This is a genomic window from Streptomyces sp. NPDC014889 (genome assembly GCF_043081205.1).
Classification (GTDB): Bacteria; Actinomycetota; Actinomycetes; order Streptomycetales; family Streptomycetaceae; genus Streptomyces.
The window spans coordinates 299813-315533 of sequence record NZ_JBIBWH010000008.1; the positions used below are offsets into that span (position 1 = coordinate 299813).

Genomic DNA, 15721 nt, shown 5'->3' on the forward strand with positions numbered 1-15721 from the left:
GTCCACGAAGGAGAGGCCCCATGCACGCAGTCATTCTGGCAGGAGGCAAGGGCGTCCGGCTGCGGCCCTACACCACCGCGCTGCCCAAGCCGCTCGTGCCGATCGGCGACCAGCACGCCATTCTCGAGATCGTGCTGCGCCAGCTCTCCACGGCCGGCTTCACCACGTGCACCATCGCCATCGGCCACCTGGGCGAGATCATCCGCGCCTACGTCGGCGACGGATCGCAGTGGGGGATGAAGGTCGACTACTCCACCGAGGACAGCCCGCTGGGGACCATGGGTCCCCTGCTGACGATGCTCGACCGGCTGCCGGAGACCTTCCTCGTGATGAACGGCGACGTCCTGACCGACCTCGACTACGCGGACGTGCTGCACAGGCACCGGGCCTCGGGCGCGCCGCTGACCATCGCCACGTACGCCCGCAAGGTGCACATCGACTTCGGCGTGCTGACCACCGATGCCAGCAGGGTCGTCGCCTTCACCGAGAAGCCCAGCCTGGACTACCGCGTCTCGATGGGGGTCTACGGACTGTCCCGTTCGACGCTCGACGGCTACACGGCGGGGCTGCCGCTGGGTTTCGACGAACTGGTCCTGGACCTGCTCGCGGACGGGCGTCCGCCGTATGCCTACGAGTTCGACGGATACTGGCTGGACATCGGCCGCCCCGACGACTACGACCAGGCCAACGCCGAGTTCACCACCCGCAAGTCACTGCTGCTCAAAGGAGCCTGAACCGCGCATGCGCATTCTCGTCCTGGGCTCCACCGGCTATCTGGGACAGCACGTCACCGCACGTCTGCGCGCGCTGCCGGGCGCGCGGGTGCGCACGGCGGGCCGCTCCGCGGACGCCGACGTCGGAGTCGACCTCGCCGGTGACCCGCCGGAGCGTCTGGCCGGGCTCCTGGCGCCGGAGGCACCGGACGCCGTGGTCAACTGCGCGGGCGTGACCGGCGGGGAGGCGGTCGCGCTCGCGGAGGTCAACGCCCGCGGCCCGGCCGTCCTGTGCGCGGCGCTGCGCGAGGCGGCCCCGGCCGCCCGCCTGGTGCACCTCGGTTCGGCCGCCGAGTACGGTCCCGGCCGGCCGGGGACGAAGGCGACCGAGTCGGCCGCCACCTGCCCGCTCGGTCCGTACGGCGCCACCAAGCTCGCGGGCACGTTCGCGGTGACCGCCTCCGGTCTCGACGCGGTGGTGCTGCGCGTCGGCAACCCGGTGGGTCCGGGGGCTCCGGTCACCGGGCTGCCCGGCCGGATCACCGCGCTGCTGCGCGCGGCCGGCGGGGACCCGGACGCGGTGCTGCGGCTCGGCGACCTGTCCGCCCACCGCGACTTCGTGGACGTACGCGATGTCGCCCGGGCGGCGGAGCTGGCGGTCACGGCCGGCGGTCCGCTGCCGCCGGTGCTCAACATCGGCGGCGGCGAGGCCGTCCGGGTGCGCCGTCTGGTGCGCGAGCTGGCGGGCCGGGCCGGGTTCCGGGGCCGTGTCGAGGAGGACGGGGGCGGCTCCGCCCGCTCGGCGCGGGTGTCCTGGCAGTGCTCCGACATCGGCGCCGCCGCCCAGGCGCTGGGCTGGCGGCCGTCGTACACCCTCGACGAGTCGCTGGCCGCGCTGTGGACGGCCGCCGAGCCGGTGTCCCGCGCCCTGGGAGTCGAGGTCGCCCGGTGAGCCTGCTGGTTCCGCTGTACGTCCACCCGGCCGAGGATCCCGGTGCCTGGCACCGGCTGATCAGGTCGGCGGCCCGCACGTATGCGGTCGTGCTGAACCCGGCGAGCGGGCCGGGCGCGGGTCCCGACCCGGCGTTCACGGCGGTGGCCGAGGCGCTGCGGGCGGCCGGTGCGCGGCTGCTCGGCTACGTGGACACCGACTACGGAACGCGCGACGCGGCCGAGGTCGCCGACGAGGTGCGCAGGCACCGCGAGTGGTACGCGGCCGACGGCTGCTTCCTGGACCGCGTGACGGCGGCGCCCGACGGGCTGCCCGCCTGCCGGAAGCTGGTCCGGTCTGCCCGCCGGCTCGGCGCCGGAACGGTGGTGCTGAACCCGGGCGTCCATCCGGCGCCCGGCTATGCCCGCATCGCCGATCTGACGGTCACCTTCGAGGGCCACTGGTCGACGTACGTGTCGGCCTTCAGCCGCCCGTCCTGGGCGGCCCGGCAGCCCGCCGAGCGGTTCTGCCACCTCGTCTACGGGGTGCCGGAGGCGCTCGTGCCGCTCGCGGTGCGGACGGCGTGCGCGCGCGGTGCGGCGGTCTGCGGGCCCGTGACGGGAGAACAGCCGAACCCCTGGGCCGGGTTGACCCCGGCCCTGACCGGGACGGAGCGATGAGGATCAGGACACTGACGTGCGCGGCGGCGCTGACCGCGCTGGCCGCCTCCCTGCTGACCGGGTGCTCCGGCACCGACCGGGACGAGGCCGGGGGCCCACGGACGGGCACCCCCGGCGCGGCACCGGGCGGTCCCGCCCACCCGACGGCCCCGGAGGCGACGCCTTCTTCCACGACAGCCGCCGCGGAGCCGGAGGGGACGCGTTCTCCCGCGACAGGCAGCGCGAAACCGGACACGAGGGCCGACGCGTCCCCCCTCACCCCGCGGAAGGCGCTGTGGCGGCCGCGCCCCGGCCTGGCCTGGCAGTGGCAGCTCGACGGCAGGGCCGATCCCTCGGTCGACGTGCCCGTCTACGACATCGACGGCTTCGAGAACTCCGCGGCGGACGTGGCCCGTCTGCACCGGGCCGGACGCAAGGTGATCTGCTACGTCAACGTCGGCGCCTGGGAGGACTTCCGGCCCGACAAGGACGCCTTCCCGCGCTCGGTGCTCGGCGCGACCAACGGGTGGGACGGCGAGCGCTGGCTCGACATCCGTCGCCTCTCCGTCCTGCGCCCCGTCATGGAGCGGCGGTTCGACATGTGCCGGGACAAGGGGTTCGACGCGGTGGAACCCGACCTGGTGGAGGGCTACTCGAACAGGACCGGCTTCCCGCTCACCGCGCGGGACCAGCTCCGCTACAACCGCATGATCGCCGAAGTCGCCCACGAGCGCGGCCTGTCGGTGGGTCTCAAGAACGACCTGCCGCAGATTCCGCAGCTCGTGGGCGACTTCGACTTCGCCGTCAACGAGGAGTGCGCGCAGTACGGGGAATGCGAGCGGCTCAGCCCGTTCGTGAAGGCCGGAAAGGCCGTCTTCCACGTGGAGTACGCGGTGCCCGCCGACGGCTTCTGTCCGCAGTCGCGCAGGCTGGGCCTGTCGTCGATGCGGAAGAAGCTGGAGCTTGGGGTGTGGCGCGAGCCCTGCTGAGCCGGCTCGCCGGGGATTCGCGGCTCCCGGTCAGACCGGTTCGGGGGCCTTGGTCTCCTCGGCGAAGTCGATCTCCGGCGGCGGCGTCCGGAACAGGCGGGTGAGGTAGGCGAGGTAGAGCACGCCCACGGCCAGCCAGATCAGGCCCAGGGTGATGGCCTTGCCGTCGAGGCGGGTCAGCAGCCAGATGTCGACCGCCGCGCCGATCAGCGGGAAGACGACGTGGGTGAGCGGGTTGAGTCTGCGGCCCGCGCGGCGCTCGCGCGCGAAGGTGGCGATCACGCTGAGGTTCACCGAGGTGAAGGCGGTGAACGCGCCGAAGTTGATGAACGAGGTGGAGGTCGTCACGTTGAGCCGCAGCGCGATGAGGCCGATCACGCCCGTCAGCAGGATGTTGACGGCGGGGGTGCGGAACCGGGGGTGGACGAACCCGAAGAAGCGGCGGGGCAGCACGCCGTCCCGGCCCATCGCGAACAGCAGCCGGGAGGCGCTGGCCTGGGCGGCGATGCCCGAGGCGAACTGGGCGACCACCAGACCGGCCAGGAAGATCGAGGAGAACAGGCTCCCGGCGATCGTCCTGGCGATCTCGAATGCGGCCGAGTCCGGGTCGGCGAAGGTGCTCCCGGGGTGGACGAGTTGGGTCGTGTAGGCGAGGAAGACGAAGATGCCGCCGCCGATCAGGGCGATGAGCAGGATCGCGCGGGGGATGGTGCGCCGCGGCTCGACGGTCTCCTCGGTGAGGGTGGTGACGGCGTCGAAGCCGAGGAAGGAGTACGCGGCGATGGCCGCTCCGGCCGAGATGCCGACCAGGGTGCTGTTGTCGTTAAAAAACGGCGCGGCGCTGACCAGGCCACCGGCGCCGGAGTGGCGGAAGACGTGGAGCAGCGAGAAGACCGCGAAGAAGCCGATGACCAGCACCTGGAAGGTCATGAGCAGGTCGTTGGTCTTCTCGGCCGTGCGGATGCCGCGCACGTTCAGCGCGGTGGTGATCGCGATGAAGCCGACGATCCAGACCCAGAAGGGCACGCCGGGGAACTGGGCGTGCAGATAGGCGCCGCCGATCAGCCAGATGACCATCGGCAGGAAGAAGTAGTCGAGGAGCGTCGCCCAGCCGACGAGGAAGCCCGCCCGGGAGTCGATGGCCCGCCGCACGTAGGTGTAGGCCGAGCCCGCCACCGGATGGGCCGCGGCCATCTTGCCGTAGCTGTGCGCGGTGAAGATCATCGCGACCATGGCCAGCAGATAGGCGGTCGGGACGGTGCCGTGGGTGGTCTGCGCGATGACTCCGTACGTGCCGAGCACGATCAGGGGGGTCATGTAGGCGAGGCCGAAGGCGACGACTGATCTGAGGGTCAGGGTCCGGTTCAGCGTCGGGGTGGACTGTTCCATCGGGTGGCTCCAGGAGGGCGGGTGGGGGCCGGGCGGGCGTTCGGGGAGGTGCGGGCGGGCGTGGGGGACGGGGCCGGGGGCGGACACGCGGGGCGGTCAGCGGCCGGGGCGGTGGTCCGGAGTCCAGCGGCGGGGGTCGATCCGGCCCTGGTACAGCGGCAGTTCGATCGGGGCGTCACCCTCGTGGAACTGGTCCCAGACGCGGTTGAGACCCGCCGTGCCGTGGGTTCTGACCCGGGTGACGTCGTCGAGGTCGAGCACATCGGTGAGGACGGTGGGCAGGGCGTCGGTCGCCTCGACCCGTACCCGGCCCTCCGGGTCCACCACGAGGCTGCGGCCGGTGCCGACCGGGCCCGCGGTGTTGACGCTGATCACGTAGACCTGGTTGACGATGGCGTTGGCCCGGGCCAGGACCAGTTCCTGGGCACGGTCGGCGGTCGTCGTCATGACCGGGTTGACGATCACTTCGGCGCCCATCCAGGCCAGGTGCCGGGAGACCTCGGGGAACCAGGCGTCGTAGCAGATCGCGAAGCCGATCCGGCCCGCCTCGGCCAGGTCGGCCACGACGAACCGGTCGCCGGGGTCGTACGGCTCGTAGGGGCGCCACGGGAAGAGCTTGCGGTAGGAGGCGACGAGCCGGCCCTCGGGCGAGAAGGCGAGGGCGGTGTTGAACAGCTCGCCGCCGGCGCCGCGCTCGCACACGCTGCCGGGCAGCAGCCAGACGCCCAGGTCGCCCGCGAGTTCGGCGAGCATCCTGGTCCGGGGGCCGTCCAGCGGCTCCGCCGACTCCCGCAGCTGGGCCTCCCGCTCCTGCGCGGTGCCCTCCACGCCGCACAGGTGCAGCTCGGGATGGACCACCAGACGGGTTCCGGGGAACCGCGCGAGGAGGCTCTCGACCTCGTCGGCGAAGCCGGACAGCGGCAGGCGGGACGAGCGCGGAGGGGCCTGTGCGAGGGCGATGGGGAGGGGCCGGGACACGGGAGTCACCACTTTCGGACAGCAGGTGGCCTGATGGCGAAAAAAAATAGAGCACGATGAGCACTTAAACAAGAGTGTTCAAGGTGAGCACTTTTGAGTACGGTGTCGCCATGCCCGGCTCCCCCGTGAACTCCCGCGCGGCGCGCGCGGAGCAGGCCGCGCACGGCCTGAACGCGCCGCCGCTCACCGCCATCCGGCGGCTGTCCGCCCTGGACGCCGTACGGGCCCGGATCGCGCTCGCCGTCGATCTCGGTCTGCTCGCCCCCGGTGAGCGGCTGCCCGGCAGCGACCGGATCGCCGAGGCCCTCGGCGTCTCCGAGATCACGGTCCGCCGGGCCCTGGTGGCGCTGTGCAAGGAGGGCGTACTGGAGCGCCGGCGCGGGCGCACCGGAGGAACACTGGTGGCCGAACGGCCCGCCCACTCGACGGTCGGGGCCATCGAGACGTACCGCGCGGCGTCCGCGGACGTGCACCAGCTGATCGACCACCGGCTCGTCCTGGAGTGCGGCACAGCCCATCTGGCCGCGGTCCGCGGCCTCGGCGCCGAGTCCGCGCGGGAGCTGGACCTGCTGGTCGAGGAGATGGACCGGGCCCCGAGCTGGGCGGAGTTCCACGGCTGCGACGAGCGGTTCCACATGGCGGTGGCCGCCGCGACCGGACTCGACTCCGTCGCCGAGCCCTACGGCGCCGTGCTCCGCGAGCTGTACCGCTACTACCTGCCCTACCCGCTGGACTTCCTGCGCCACTCCAATGACGAGCACCGCGCCCTGGTGAAGGCGATCCTGCGCGGGGACGCGGTGGAGGCGGCCGAGGTGGCACGCCGGCATGTCGAGGACCTCCACAAGACCATGTTCATGGACCTCCTCGACCGGCGCTGACCGGCACGGGCGGTCCACGGCCGCGCCGGGCGCGCCCCCTGCCCCGGCCGCCGCGGCCGGTTCCCGTACGCGCATCCGGCCGTCGGGCGATCACACTCGAGAGCACGAACGCGGAGCCGGTCACGGCCGCACGCGGTGAAGGAGGAGGCCATGTCCACCGCGCGAGAGGAGCGGGGCCGGGCGGCGAAGGAGGCCGACCGGCTGACGGCGCAGGGAGTGAGCGGGGTCGCCCTCACCATGGTGGACACCGCGGGCATCACCCGCGTCAAGACGGTGCCGGTCTCGGCGCTGCCCGACGCCGTGCGGTGGGGTGTCGCCATGCCGCCGGTCTTCGACCTGTTCCTGGCCGACGACTCCGTCGCCGGCGGCGCGCACTCCGGCACCGCGGAGGGCGATCTGCGGCTGCTGCCCGACCTGGACCGGCTGACCCCGCTGGCCGCGCAGCCCGGCTGGGCCTGGGCGCCGGCCGACCGCCACGACCAGCGGGGCACGGAGTATCCCGGCTGCCAACGGCTGTTCGCCCGGCGGATGACCGAGCGGGCCGCCGAGCGCGGGCTCGCCCTGCGCATGGGCTTCGAGACCGAGTGGGTGGTCGGCCGGGACGCGGACTTCTCCCCCACGCCGTCCCGCCCGGCCGCGGGGCCCGCGTTCGGCATGGCACGGTTCGTCGAACTGTCCGACTACCTGCGCGACGTGCTGGACGCCCTCGTCGCGCAGGGGGTCGCCGTGCAGCAGCTGCACCCGGAGTACGCGCCCGGGCAGTTCGAGGTCTCCGTGGCGCCCGCGGACCCGGTGGGGGCGGCCGATCTGGCCGTGCTCGTGCGGGAGACGGTCAGGGCGGTCTCCGCGCGGCACGGACTGACGGCCTCGTTCGCCCCGGTCGTCGAGCCGGGGGCGGTCGGCAACGGACGCCACCTGCACCTCAGCCTCTGGCAGGACGGCCGGAACCTGTGCCGGGAGGGGGACGGACCGGCCGGTATGACGGCGGTCTGCGAGGCGTTCCTCGCGGGCGTCCTGCGGGAACTGCCCGCCCTGCTCGCCCTCGGCGCGCCCTCCGCCGCCAGCTATCTGCGGCTGGAGCCCTCGCGCTGGGCCGGAGCGTTCCAGTGCTGGGGCCCGGAGAACCGGGAGGCCGCGATCCGCTTCGTCGCCGGAGCGCCGGACGCCGGCTGGGCGGCGAACGCCGAGATCAAGAGCTTTGACGCGGCGGCCAACCCCTACCTGGTGGTGGGCGCGGTCATCGCCGCGGGACTCGCCGGGATCGATGCCGCAGCGACCCTCCCGCCGTCCGTGGTGGACGATCCCGCCCAGGTGGGAGGGCAGACCCGGCTGCCCGGCTCGCTCACCGAGGCGCTGGCGCACTTCGAGCGGTCGGCGGTGCTGCGCGAGGCGCTGGGCAAGGCGCTGTTCGGCGCGGTCGTCGCCGTACGCCGGGCGGAGACCGCCCGGTTCGAGGGGGCGACGCCGCGGAGCATCGTGGCGGACACGCGCCTGCGCTACTGACGGCGGGCGGCACAACGCCACGACGCCCTCCCCCGGTGCGGCCGGCACCGGGGAAGGGCGGCGGCTCAGCGCGCGGTCTGCGTGTGGACGTACTCGACGAGGTGGGTGAGCGCGTCCGGGTCGGTCGAGGGCATGACGCCGTGGCCGAGGTTGAAGATGTGGCCCTCGAGCCCGGCGGCCGTGTCCAGCACCTCCTGGGCCTTGGCCTCCATGGCCTGCCGCGGGGCGAACACCACGGTCGGGTCGAGGTTGCCCTGGAGCGCCTTGCCGGGGCCGACACGGCGGGCGGCCTCGTCGAGCGGAACCCGCCAGTCGACGCCGACGACGTCCGCGCCCGCCTCACCCATCAGGCCGAGCAGCTCACCGGTGCCGACACCGAAGTGGATGCGCGGTACGCCGTACCCGGCGACGGCCTCGAAGACCTTGGCGGAGGCGGGCAGCACCGAGCGGCGGTAGTCGACGGGCGAGAGGGCGCCGGCCCAGGAGTCGAAGAGCTGCACGGCGCTCGCGCCCGCCTCGATCTGCACCTTCAGGAAGGCGGTCGTGATGGCGGCGAGGCGGTCGAGCAGGTCGGCCCACAGCTCGGGGTCGCCGTACATCATCGCCTTGGCGTTCTCGTACGTCCGGGAGGGGCCGCCCTCCACGAGGTAGCTCGCGAGGGTGAAGGGGGCGCCGGCGAAGCCGATGAGCGGGGTGGACCCCAGTTCGCGGGTGAGCAGGCCGATCGCCTCGGTGACGTAGGAGACGTCCTCGGGGGTCAGGTCGCGCAGCCGGGCGAGGTCCTCGCGGGTGCGCACCGGACGCTCGACGACCGGGCCGATGCCGGGCTTGATGTCCAGGTCGACGCCGATGGCCTTGAGGGGCACGACGATGTCGCTGAAGTAGATCGCCGCGTCCACGTCGTGCCGGCGGACCGGCTGGAGGGTGATCTCGGCGACCAGTTCCGGACGCATGCAGGACTCGAGCATCGGGATGCCCTCGCGCACCTTGCGGTACTCCGGCAGGGAGCGCCCGGCCTGCCGCATGAACCACACGGGGGTGTGCGGCACGGGTTCACGCCTGCACGCCTTCAGGAAGGCGGAGTCGTAGGTGGCTGTCTGCGGCTGCCGGCTTGCGGGCGTCTGGTTCGCACTCACGCCCGCAAGTCTCGCATGCCCCCGATGACACGAAGGCCCCGGTGTGCGGTCCCGGACGGCACCGCCGACGGCGGCGGGGTGTCTTGCCCTGCACAGAGGCCCGGTTCCCCTTAATCTTCCCGGCATGGCTGCGGCTCAGGGACGACTGTCGGACGGCACTGGCGGAATGGACGATCCGAAGGATCCGGGAAAGGGGGACGGCGATGCGAGCAGGACGGCTCAGGCTCCGTCGCCGTTCCGGGCGGCGGTCGACGCGCTGAGGGCGGCGCGGCTGCGGCCGCAACTGGAGATCGAACAGGTGCCGCCGCCGCAGCGGCTCGCTCCGTTCACCTACGCGCTGGAGGCCACGGTCGTCGACGGGGAGCAGGACCTGGCCGACGGCCGGCTCGTGCTGCTGCACGACCCGGCCGGGCACGACGCCTGGCGGGGCACGTTCCGGCTGGTGACGCTGGTGCGCGCGGAGCTGGAGGCGGAGATGGCCGCCGACCCGCTGCTGCCGGACGTGTGCTGGTCGTGGCTGACCGGGGCGCTCCAGGCGGGCGGACTCATGTACGGCGAGCCGAGCGGGACCGTCACGCGCGCCAGTTCGCACTACTTCGGCGGCCTTTCGTCGCGCCCGGCCGCCTCGCAGATCGAGATCCGCGCCTCCTGGACGCCCCGGGAGGGGCTGGGCGGGGTGCCGGACACCGCGGCGCACCTGGCGTCCTGGTGCGATCTGCTCGCCCAGGTCGCCGGGCTGCCGCCGGCCGGTCCCGGGGACGCCTCGGTGGTGACGCTGCCGCAGCGGCGCGGCCCGCAGCCGCGCTGACCACCGGCGGGCCGCCGACGGCGGTCCCGCACCCTCGCTGACGACGGGCCCCTCACCCATGCGCGTACACCTGTCCGGGTGGCTTACCGGCTTCTTGCCGTTTCTTTGTCGATACGGCCACTTTCAGGCAGGTATCGCTCTCGAACGGCCCCAAGCGAACCGATTCGACCTTCGGATTATCGCCAACGTGTTCGAATTAAACGCTCGGGCAGTCACCAGATCGTGATCATTCTCTAAAGGACACCGGGTTTGGTGCCGAAGACCACTGTGACCTTGCAAGCACGGTTCTTCCGGCTTCATCCCCACAAGCCGGCCCCGTCCCCCCACCCCCCAGGAGGCCTGGTGTCCGTTCTCCTCGAGCAGCCCGCAAGCCTGGTCGCCTACCGCCCGAACAAGCCGACCGCCATGGTCGTCGTGGCGGACCCGCGCGTCCGTTCCACCGTCACCCGTCATCTGTGGGCGCTCGGAGTCCGTGACGTCATCGAGGCGTCGTCCGTCGCGGAGGCCCGTCCCCGTATCGGCAATCCTCGGGACATCTGCGTAGCCGACGTCCACCTGCCCGACGGCTCAGGGCTCACCCTGCTGTCCGAGACCCGTGCCGCCGGATGGCCCAACGGCCTGGCCCTGTCCGCCGCCGACGACATCGGCGCCGTCCGCAACGCCCTGGCGGGCGGTGTGAAGGGCTACGTCGTCACCGGTACCCGCACCAACGTCGGGCTTCCCACCCGGCCCGGCGCCGCCCCCATCGGCGCCGCGGCCGCCCGACTGCACCGCCGTCCCCCGGGTGCCCCGAGCCACCCGGGTGGTTTCCGTGAGCTGTCCGGCCGTGAGGTCGAGGTGCTGCGACTGGTCGCCGAGGGCCAGTCGAACAAGGCCATCGGCGTCTCGATGGGCCTGTCCGCACTGACCGTCAAGAGCCATCTCGCCCGCATCGCCCGCAAACTCGGCACCGGCGACCGGGCCGGCATGGTCGCCGTGGCCCTGCGGACCGGCATCATCCACTGACCGCCCTGACCAGCCTCTTTCTCGAATTGTCCGGCCCCGTCCGCGATTCCCCGCTCGTCCCTCCCCCCACCCCCCACCAGCACGTTCCGCACCCGATCCGTCCGCCCGAGAAAACGTCCCCTCCTCCCCGTCGTCCCCCCGGTCGCGCCCCGCGCGTGCCCCCTGCCGGTCGTGCACCGGACGTTTCACCTGCCTGACCGGTTTACGACCCCCCGGTGCCCGCCGACGGAACGTTCCGTCGGCGGGCGCCGTCCATCCACGGATACTCTTGACATGTGACCGACGCCCAAGAGACCGCAGCAGACAGCTCACTGCGAACCACCGGAGGCGCCCCTCCGGAAGACGGCGGATCTTCTGGTACCGGGGCGCCGATCCCCTTGCTCGAGCCCCGCGAGGGCGTCCCGCCCGTGATCGCCGACGCCGACGCGCTCGCCGAGGTGACCGCCGCGTTCGCGGCGGGCTCCGGCCCCGTCGCCGTCGACGCCGAACGGGCCTCCGGCTACCGCTACGGCCAGCGCGCCTACCTGGTGCAGCTGCGCCGCGAGGGCGCCGGCACCGCGCTGATCGACCCCGTCGCCTGCCCCGACCTGTCCGGACTCGGCGAGGCGCTGTCCGGGTCCGAGTGGGTGCTGCACGCGGCCACCCAGGACCTGCCGTGCCTGCGCGAGATAGGCATGCTGCCGACCAGCCTGTTCGACACCGAACTGGCCGGCCGGCTCGCCGGGTTCCCGCGGGTCGGGCTCGGCGCGATGGTCGAGGGGGTGCTGGGCTTCGTCCTGGAGAAGGGCCACTCCGCCGTCGACTGGTCGAGCCGCCCGCTGCCCGACCCGTGGCTTCGCTACGCGGCCCTCGACGTGGAACTGCTCGTCGACCTGCGCGACGCCCTGGAGAAGGAACTGGACCGGCAGGGCAAGCTGGAGTGGGCCCTCCAGGAGTTCGACTCCATCGCCTCCGCGCCGCCGGCCGAACCGCGCAAGGATCCCTGGCGGCGCACCTCCGGGATGCACAAGGTGCGGCGCAGGCGGCAGCTCGCCGTCGTACGGGAGCTGTGGCAGACCCGGGACCGGATCGCCCAGCGGAGGGACGTCTCGCCGGGCAAGGTGCTCCCGGACGCCGCCATCGTGGAGGCCGCGCTCGCCCTGCCGGCCAGCGCGCACGCGCTCTCCGCGCTGAACGGCTTCGGGCACCGGACCGGCCGGCGGCAGCTCGAGCAGTGGCAGAGCGCGGTGGAGCGGGCCAAGGCCCTGCCCGAGTCGGCGCTGCCGCAGCAGGGGCAGCAGGTGACCGGTCCTCCTCCGCCGCGGGCGTGGGCCGACAAGGACCCGGTGGCGGCGGCACGGCTCGCCGCGGCCAAGGCCGGGGTGTCGGAGCTGGCCGAACGGCTGAACATGCCGCAGGAGAACCTCGTCTCGCCGGACGCCGTGCGGCGTCTGTGCTGGGAGCCGCCGAAGGACGCCGACGCCGATTCGGTCGGCGCCGCCCTCACCGGGTACGGTGCGCGGCCCTGGCAGGTGGAGCAGGTCACGCCGGTGCTGGTGAAGGCGCTGGCGGCCCGGGGCGTGTAGGGCCTGTCCGGCGCCTCCTCCCTCGCCTGTGGTGCCGTGCCTGGTCGTCCTACCTGGGCGCCCCCTTCACCTGGTCGCCCCCTTCATGAAGCCGTTGTAGATGAAGCGCTGAAGGAACAGGAAGACGACCAGGGTCGGCAGGATCACGAGGACCGCTCCCGCCGAGATCGTCTCCCAGTGGGCGCCGAAGGGGCCCCGGAAGCGGAACAGGGACGTCGAGATCACGCCAAGGTCTTCGGAGGGCATGTAGAGGAAGGGAATGTAGAAGTCGTTGTAGACGGTGATCCCCTTCACGATCACGACCGTCGCGATCGCGGGCTTCAGCAGCGGGAGGATGATCTTCCGGTAGATCGTGAAGGAGTTGGCGCGTCCAGGCGGGCCGCCTCGTCCAGCGACAGGGGGATGGAGCGGACGAACTGCAGGAAGATGTAGATCGACACGATGTCCGTGCCCATGTAGAGCGCGATCGGCGCCCAGCGCGTGTCGAAGAGGCCGAAGCCGTTGACGATCTGGAAGGTCGCCACCTGGGTGGTGACCCCGGGAACCAGCGCGGCGACCAGGAACAGCGCCACCACGAGATTCCTGAAGCGGAAGGTGAAGCGGTCGATGGCGTAGGCCGTCATCGAGCCGATCAGCACCGTGCCGCCGACGGCGAAGACCAGGATGAAGGCCGTGTTGCCGAACGCGGAGAGCATCCGGCCGTCCTGGAACGCCGTGCCGTAGTTGCTGAAGTTCAGCAGATCGCCGGGGAGCGTGAGCGCCCCGCCGTCGTCGGCCATCTCCTCCGGTGTCTTCAGCGAGGTCAGCAGGACCGCGCCGAGCGGGAGCAACACGACCACCGACGCGGCGGCCAGCGAGACGTACACCAGCGTCCGGGCGACGATACGGCGCGTCATACCAGGTCCACCCTGTCGTCGGGGACGAGGCGCCGCTGCGCCCAGGTCACCGCCAGGACGATCAGCAGCAGCACGACCGCCGCCGCCGAGGCGAGCCCCGTCTTGTTGAACTGGAAGGCCAGCTTCACGGTCTGGATCACGAAGGTCTCGGTGCCGGTCGCCCCGCCGGTCATGATGTACGGGATCTCGAAGGCCGACAGCGAGCCGGAGACGGACAGGATCACGGTCAGGGTCAGCACCGGCTTGATACCGGGCGCGATGATGTGCCGGAACTGCTGCCACCGGTTCGCCCCGTCCAGCTCGGCGGCCTCGTACAGCTCCCCCGGGATGGACTGGATCGCGCCCAGAAACAGGACGAAGTTCAGGCCCAGGTAGCGCCAGACGGAGACCCCGGCGAGCGAGGTGTTCGCGGAGACGGGCGTACCCAGCCAGGCGTGCGAGGAGTGGTGGCCGAACAGGGCCAGGACGGAGTCGAGGGTGCCCCCGTCCTGGAAGAAGTAGAGGAAGACGAAGCCGATCGCGACCCCGTTGATCAGGTACGGGAAGAAGAGCACACCCTTGAAGAAGTTCCTGAACCGCACCTCGAAGCTGAGCACCGTGGCAAAGTAGAGGGCGGCGGCGATCTGGACGGCTGAGGCGGCGAGGTAGTAGCCGCTGACGAAGAACACCTCGAACAGCTCGGGGCGGGTGAACAGCTCGGCGTAGTTGTGGGCGCCGGTGTAGTGCAGCTCGGGGCTCACCCCGTCCCAGTCGGTGAAGCTGTACGCGACCATGTTGGCAACCGGCGCGTAGGTGAAGGTGATCAGCAGCGCGAGCGGGGCGAGCAGGAAGAGCCACGGGGTCAGCCCCCGCCGCACACGCGCGCGGCGGGGGGCGGGGGCGGCCGGGGCGGCGACGGGCGGCGCGGCCGGTCTGGCGGCGGTGTCCGTCATCAGGACCCCGCGTTCTTCCGCGCGGCGGTCCACTTTGCGCCGAGGTCGCCGAGGAAGCCGTCCAGGCTGCCCTTGCGGGCGCCGCGCGCGAGGTCCACGAGGTTCTGCCGGTAACCGGGCTTGTAGATGCCGACCTCGGACTCGTCGTCGATCAGCTTCACCCGGGCGCCGGCGGTGTCGTCCAGTTCGATGAGCTTCACGCCCGCGTCCCGGTACGGCGCCAGGACCGCCGGCAGGGGCGCGTCCTTCAGCGGGGAGATGGCGAGGTTGTCCTTGTCGTAGCCGGACTTGTCGGTGAACCAGTCGATCCAGGCGCGGGCCGCCTCCTTGCGCGGGGAGTGGATGTTGACGGCCTGGTTGTAGTCGGGGCCCACGACCCCGCAGAACGTGCCGTCCGTCCGGGCCGGGAAGGGCATGAACCCGATGTCGGCGGGGTCGGCTCCGGCCTTCCTCGCCGCGTCCTGGAACTGGATGATCGCCCAGGTGCCGAGCCACTGCGTGGCGATCTCGCCCTTGGCCAGCCGGGCCTTGGATGCCTCCCAGTTGGTGGTGGTCGGGTCCTTCTCGGCCAGGCTGCCGCGCACGATGTCGTACAGCAGCGTGTCGCCGACGCGCAGGTCGGCGCTGCGCGCCCACGGGTCGCCCTCGGCCAGCTTCGTGGTCGCGCCGGTGTCGCAGTGGACGGAGCCGTTGACGTAGGTCCAGGAGGTCAGCGGCCACTGGGCGGCGAAGTTGGTGTAGTACGGGATGGCGCCGGTCCTGTCCTTGACGGCCTTCAGGTCGGCCAGGAACTCGGCGGACGTGGTGGGCCATTGGGTGATCCCGGCCCGCTCCCAGACCTTCTTGTTGTAGACGAAGCCGGGCATCACGCCGATCGGGCTCTGCCCGTAGACCTTGCCGTCGACGGTGGTGAAGTCGGTGAACCGGTACTTCTCGGCGCGTTCGGCCCGGGTGCCGAGCGAGGCGAAGAACTTCGGGTAGTCGCTCTTCTTGATCACGCCCGGGATCATCAGGACGTCGCCGTAGTTCTCGGTGTTCATCCGGATCTTGACCTCGGACTCGTAGTCGGTGAGGGCCTGGAACTCCACCTTCACCTTCGGATACGTCCGGTTGAACGCGGCGGCGTACTTCTTCATCGTGCCGTCCTGCACCAGGTCGGTGCGCTGGGTGAGGACGGTGATGGTCCCGCTCACCTTCGCGGGGTCCTTCGGCGCCCGGGCGTCCTGCTGCTTCGAGGCGCCTCCGGTGCCGGTGCACCCGGCGAGCAACAGGGCCGCTGTGGTCAGGGCTGTGGCGGCGAGGAAAGTGCGGCGGTTCATGTGCGTCAGCTCCGTTCTGC

General features: G+C 72.0%; 14 protein-coding genes and 1 pseudogene. 9 read left to right on the forward strand and 6 right to left on the reverse strand.

The window, feature by feature from the left end; genetic code table 11:
- The first annotated feature begins 20 nt into the window (after positions 1-20).
- Genes ACF09J_RS18310 through ACF09J_RS18325 form a run of 4 tightly spaced genes read left to right on the forward strand, consistent with a single transcriptional unit; the run spans position 21 to position 3292 of the window.
- Complete coding sequence (locus ACF09J_RS18310; RefSeq protein WP_392306439.1) at positions 21-734, forward strand: NDP-sugar synthase; 714 nt, start codon at positions 21-23, stop codon at positions 732-734.
- A 7-nt stretch (positions 735-741) separates the two neighbouring features.
- Complete coding sequence (locus ACF09J_RS18315) at positions 742-1665, forward strand: NAD-dependent epimerase/dehydratase family protein (protein ID WP_392306440.1); 924 nt, start codon at positions 742-744, stop codon at positions 1663-1665.
- Positions 1662-2324, forward strand: coding sequence for a spherulation-specific family 4 protein (locus ACF09J_RS18320; RefSeq protein ID WP_392306441.1), 663 nt, complete (start codon positions 1662-1664; stop codon positions 2322-2324). The genes ACF09J_RS18315 and ACF09J_RS18320 overlap by 4 nt, the downstream gene beginning before the upstream one ends.
- Entirely contained in the window at positions 2321-3292 is a 972-nt protein-coding gene (locus ACF09J_RS18325) for an endo alpha-1,4 polygalactosaminidase (protein WP_392306442.1), read from the forward strand. Before ACF09J_RS18320 ends, ACF09J_RS18325 begins: the two co-directional genes overlap by 4 nt.
- Positions 3293-3322: 30 nt before the next feature.
- Here ACF09J_RS18325 and ACF09J_RS18330 read toward each other — a convergent pair whose 3' ends face one another.
- Both ACF09J_RS18330 and ACF09J_RS18335 read right to left on the reverse strand, forming a co-directional pair.
- Positions 3323-4681: an APC family permease gene (locus ACF09J_RS18330; RefSeq protein WP_392306443.1), complete on the reverse strand. Its 1359-nt coding sequence runs from the start codon at positions 4679-4681 to the stop codon at positions 3323-3325.
- A 96-nt stretch (positions 4682-4777) separates the two neighbouring features.
- A complete protein-coding gene (locus tag ACF09J_RS18335) occupies positions 4778-5659 on the reverse strand; it encodes a carbon-nitrogen hydrolase family protein (RefSeq protein WP_392306444.1) in 882 nt (293 codons plus the stop codon).
- An 83-nt stretch (positions 5660-5742) separates the two neighbouring features.
- Between ACF09J_RS18335 and ACF09J_RS18340 the strand changes: the two genes are divergently transcribed.
- The gene (locus tag ACF09J_RS18340; RefSeq protein ID WP_392306445.1) at positions 5743-6537 is read left to right on the forward strand and encodes a FadR/GntR family transcriptional regulator; all 795 of its coding nucleotides are present in this window, start codon (positions 5743-5745) and stop codon (positions 6535-6537) included.
- Positions 6538-6687: 150 nt separating this feature from the next.
- Positions 6688-8040, forward strand: a complete 1353-nt coding sequence (locus tag ACF09J_RS18345) for a glutamine synthetase (protein WP_392306446.1) — start codon at positions 6688-6690, stop codon at positions 8038-8040.
- Between the two features lie 65 nt (positions 8041-8105).
- On the opposite strand, the gene hemE is transcribed toward ACF09J_RS18345, so the two are convergent.
- Positions 8106-9176, reverse strand: a complete 1071-nt coding sequence (hemE, locus tag ACF09J_RS18350) for a uroporphyrinogen decarboxylase (protein WP_392306447.1) — start codon at positions 9174-9176, stop codon at positions 8106-8108.
- A gap of 124 nt (positions 9177-9300) precedes the next feature.
- On the opposite strand from hemE, the gene ACF09J_RS18355 reads away from it, so the two are divergent.
- From ACF09J_RS18355 to ACF09J_RS18365, 3 genes are all read left to right on the forward strand, one after another.
- Positions 9301-9984 (forward strand): DUF3000 domain-containing protein, encoded by a 684-nt coding sequence (locus ACF09J_RS18355; protein ID WP_392306448.1) that lies wholly within the window; start codon positions 9301-9303, stop codon positions 9982-9984.
- A gap of 342 nt (positions 9985-10326) precedes the next feature.
- Positions 10327-10989: a response regulator transcription factor gene (locus ACF09J_RS18360; protein ID WP_100572546.1), complete on the forward strand. Its 663-nt coding sequence runs from the start codon at positions 10327-10329 to the stop codon at positions 10987-10989.
- A 275-nt stretch (positions 10990-11264) separates the two neighbouring features.
- Positions 11265-12554 carry a ribonuclease D gene (locus tag ACF09J_RS18365; RefSeq protein ID WP_392306449.1) on the forward strand — a complete coding sequence of 430 codons (1290 nt, stop codon included), beginning with the start codon at positions 11265-11267 and terminating at the stop codon, positions 12552-12554.
- A 66-nt stretch (positions 12555-12620) separates the two neighbouring features.
- Here the strand turns inward: ACF09J_RS18365 and ACF09J_RS18370 are convergent.
- From ACF09J_RS18370 to ACF09J_RS18380, 3 genes and pseudogenes are all read right to left on the reverse strand, one after another.
- Positions 12621-13450: pseudogene (locus tag ACF09J_RS18370) on the reverse strand (carbohydrate ABC transporter permease).
- A complete protein-coding gene (locus tag ACF09J_RS18375) occupies positions 13447-14382 on the reverse strand; it encodes a carbohydrate ABC transporter permease (protein WP_392306450.1) in 936 nt (311 codons plus the stop codon). Before ACF09J_RS18375 ends, ACF09J_RS18370 begins: the two are co-directional and overlap by 4 nt.
- Entirely contained in the window at positions 14382-15701 is a 1320-nt protein-coding gene (locus ACF09J_RS18380; RefSeq protein ID WP_392306451.1) for an ABC transporter substrate-binding protein, read from the reverse strand. Before ACF09J_RS18380 ends, ACF09J_RS18375 begins: the two co-directional genes overlap by 1 nt.
- Positions 15702-15721: the final 20 nt, after the last annotated feature.

What these genes read in the sequence shown, in the direction of transcription:
- ACF09J_RS18310 (WP_392306439.1), top strand. Translation starts at nt 21, where the DNA reads ATGCACGCAGTCATTCTGGCAGGAGGCAAGGGCGTCCGGCTGCGGCCC.
- ACF09J_RS18315 (WP_392306440.1), top strand. Translation starts at nt 742, where the DNA reads ATGCGCATTCTCGTCCTGGGCTCCACCGGCTATCTGGGACAGCACGTC.
- ACF09J_RS18325 (WP_392306442.1), top strand. Translation starts at nt 2,321, where the DNA reads ATGAGGATCAGGACACTGACGTGCGCGGCGGCGCTGACCGCGCTGGCC.
- ACF09J_RS18330 (WP_392306443.1), bottom strand. Translation starts at nt 4,681, where the DNA reads ATGGAACAGTCCACCCCGACGCTGAACCGGACCCTGACCCTCAGATCA.
- ACF09J_RS18345 (WP_392306446.1), top strand. Translation starts at nt 6,688, where the DNA reads ATGTCCACCGCGCGAGAGGAGCGGGGCCGGGCGGCGAAGGAGGCCGAC.
- ACF09J_RS18355 (WP_392306448.1), top strand. Translation starts at nt 9,301, where the DNA reads ATGGCTGCGGCTCAGGGACGACTGTCGGACGGCACTGGCGGAATGGAC.
- ACF09J_RS18375 (WP_392306450.1), bottom strand. Translation starts at nt 14,382, where the DNA reads ATGACGGACACCGCCGCCAGACCGGCCGCGCCGCCCGTCGCCGCCCCG.
- ACF09J_RS18380 (WP_392306451.1), bottom strand. Translation starts at nt 15,701, where the DNA reads ATGAACCGCCGCACTTTCCTCGCCGCCACAGCCCTGACCACAGCGGCC.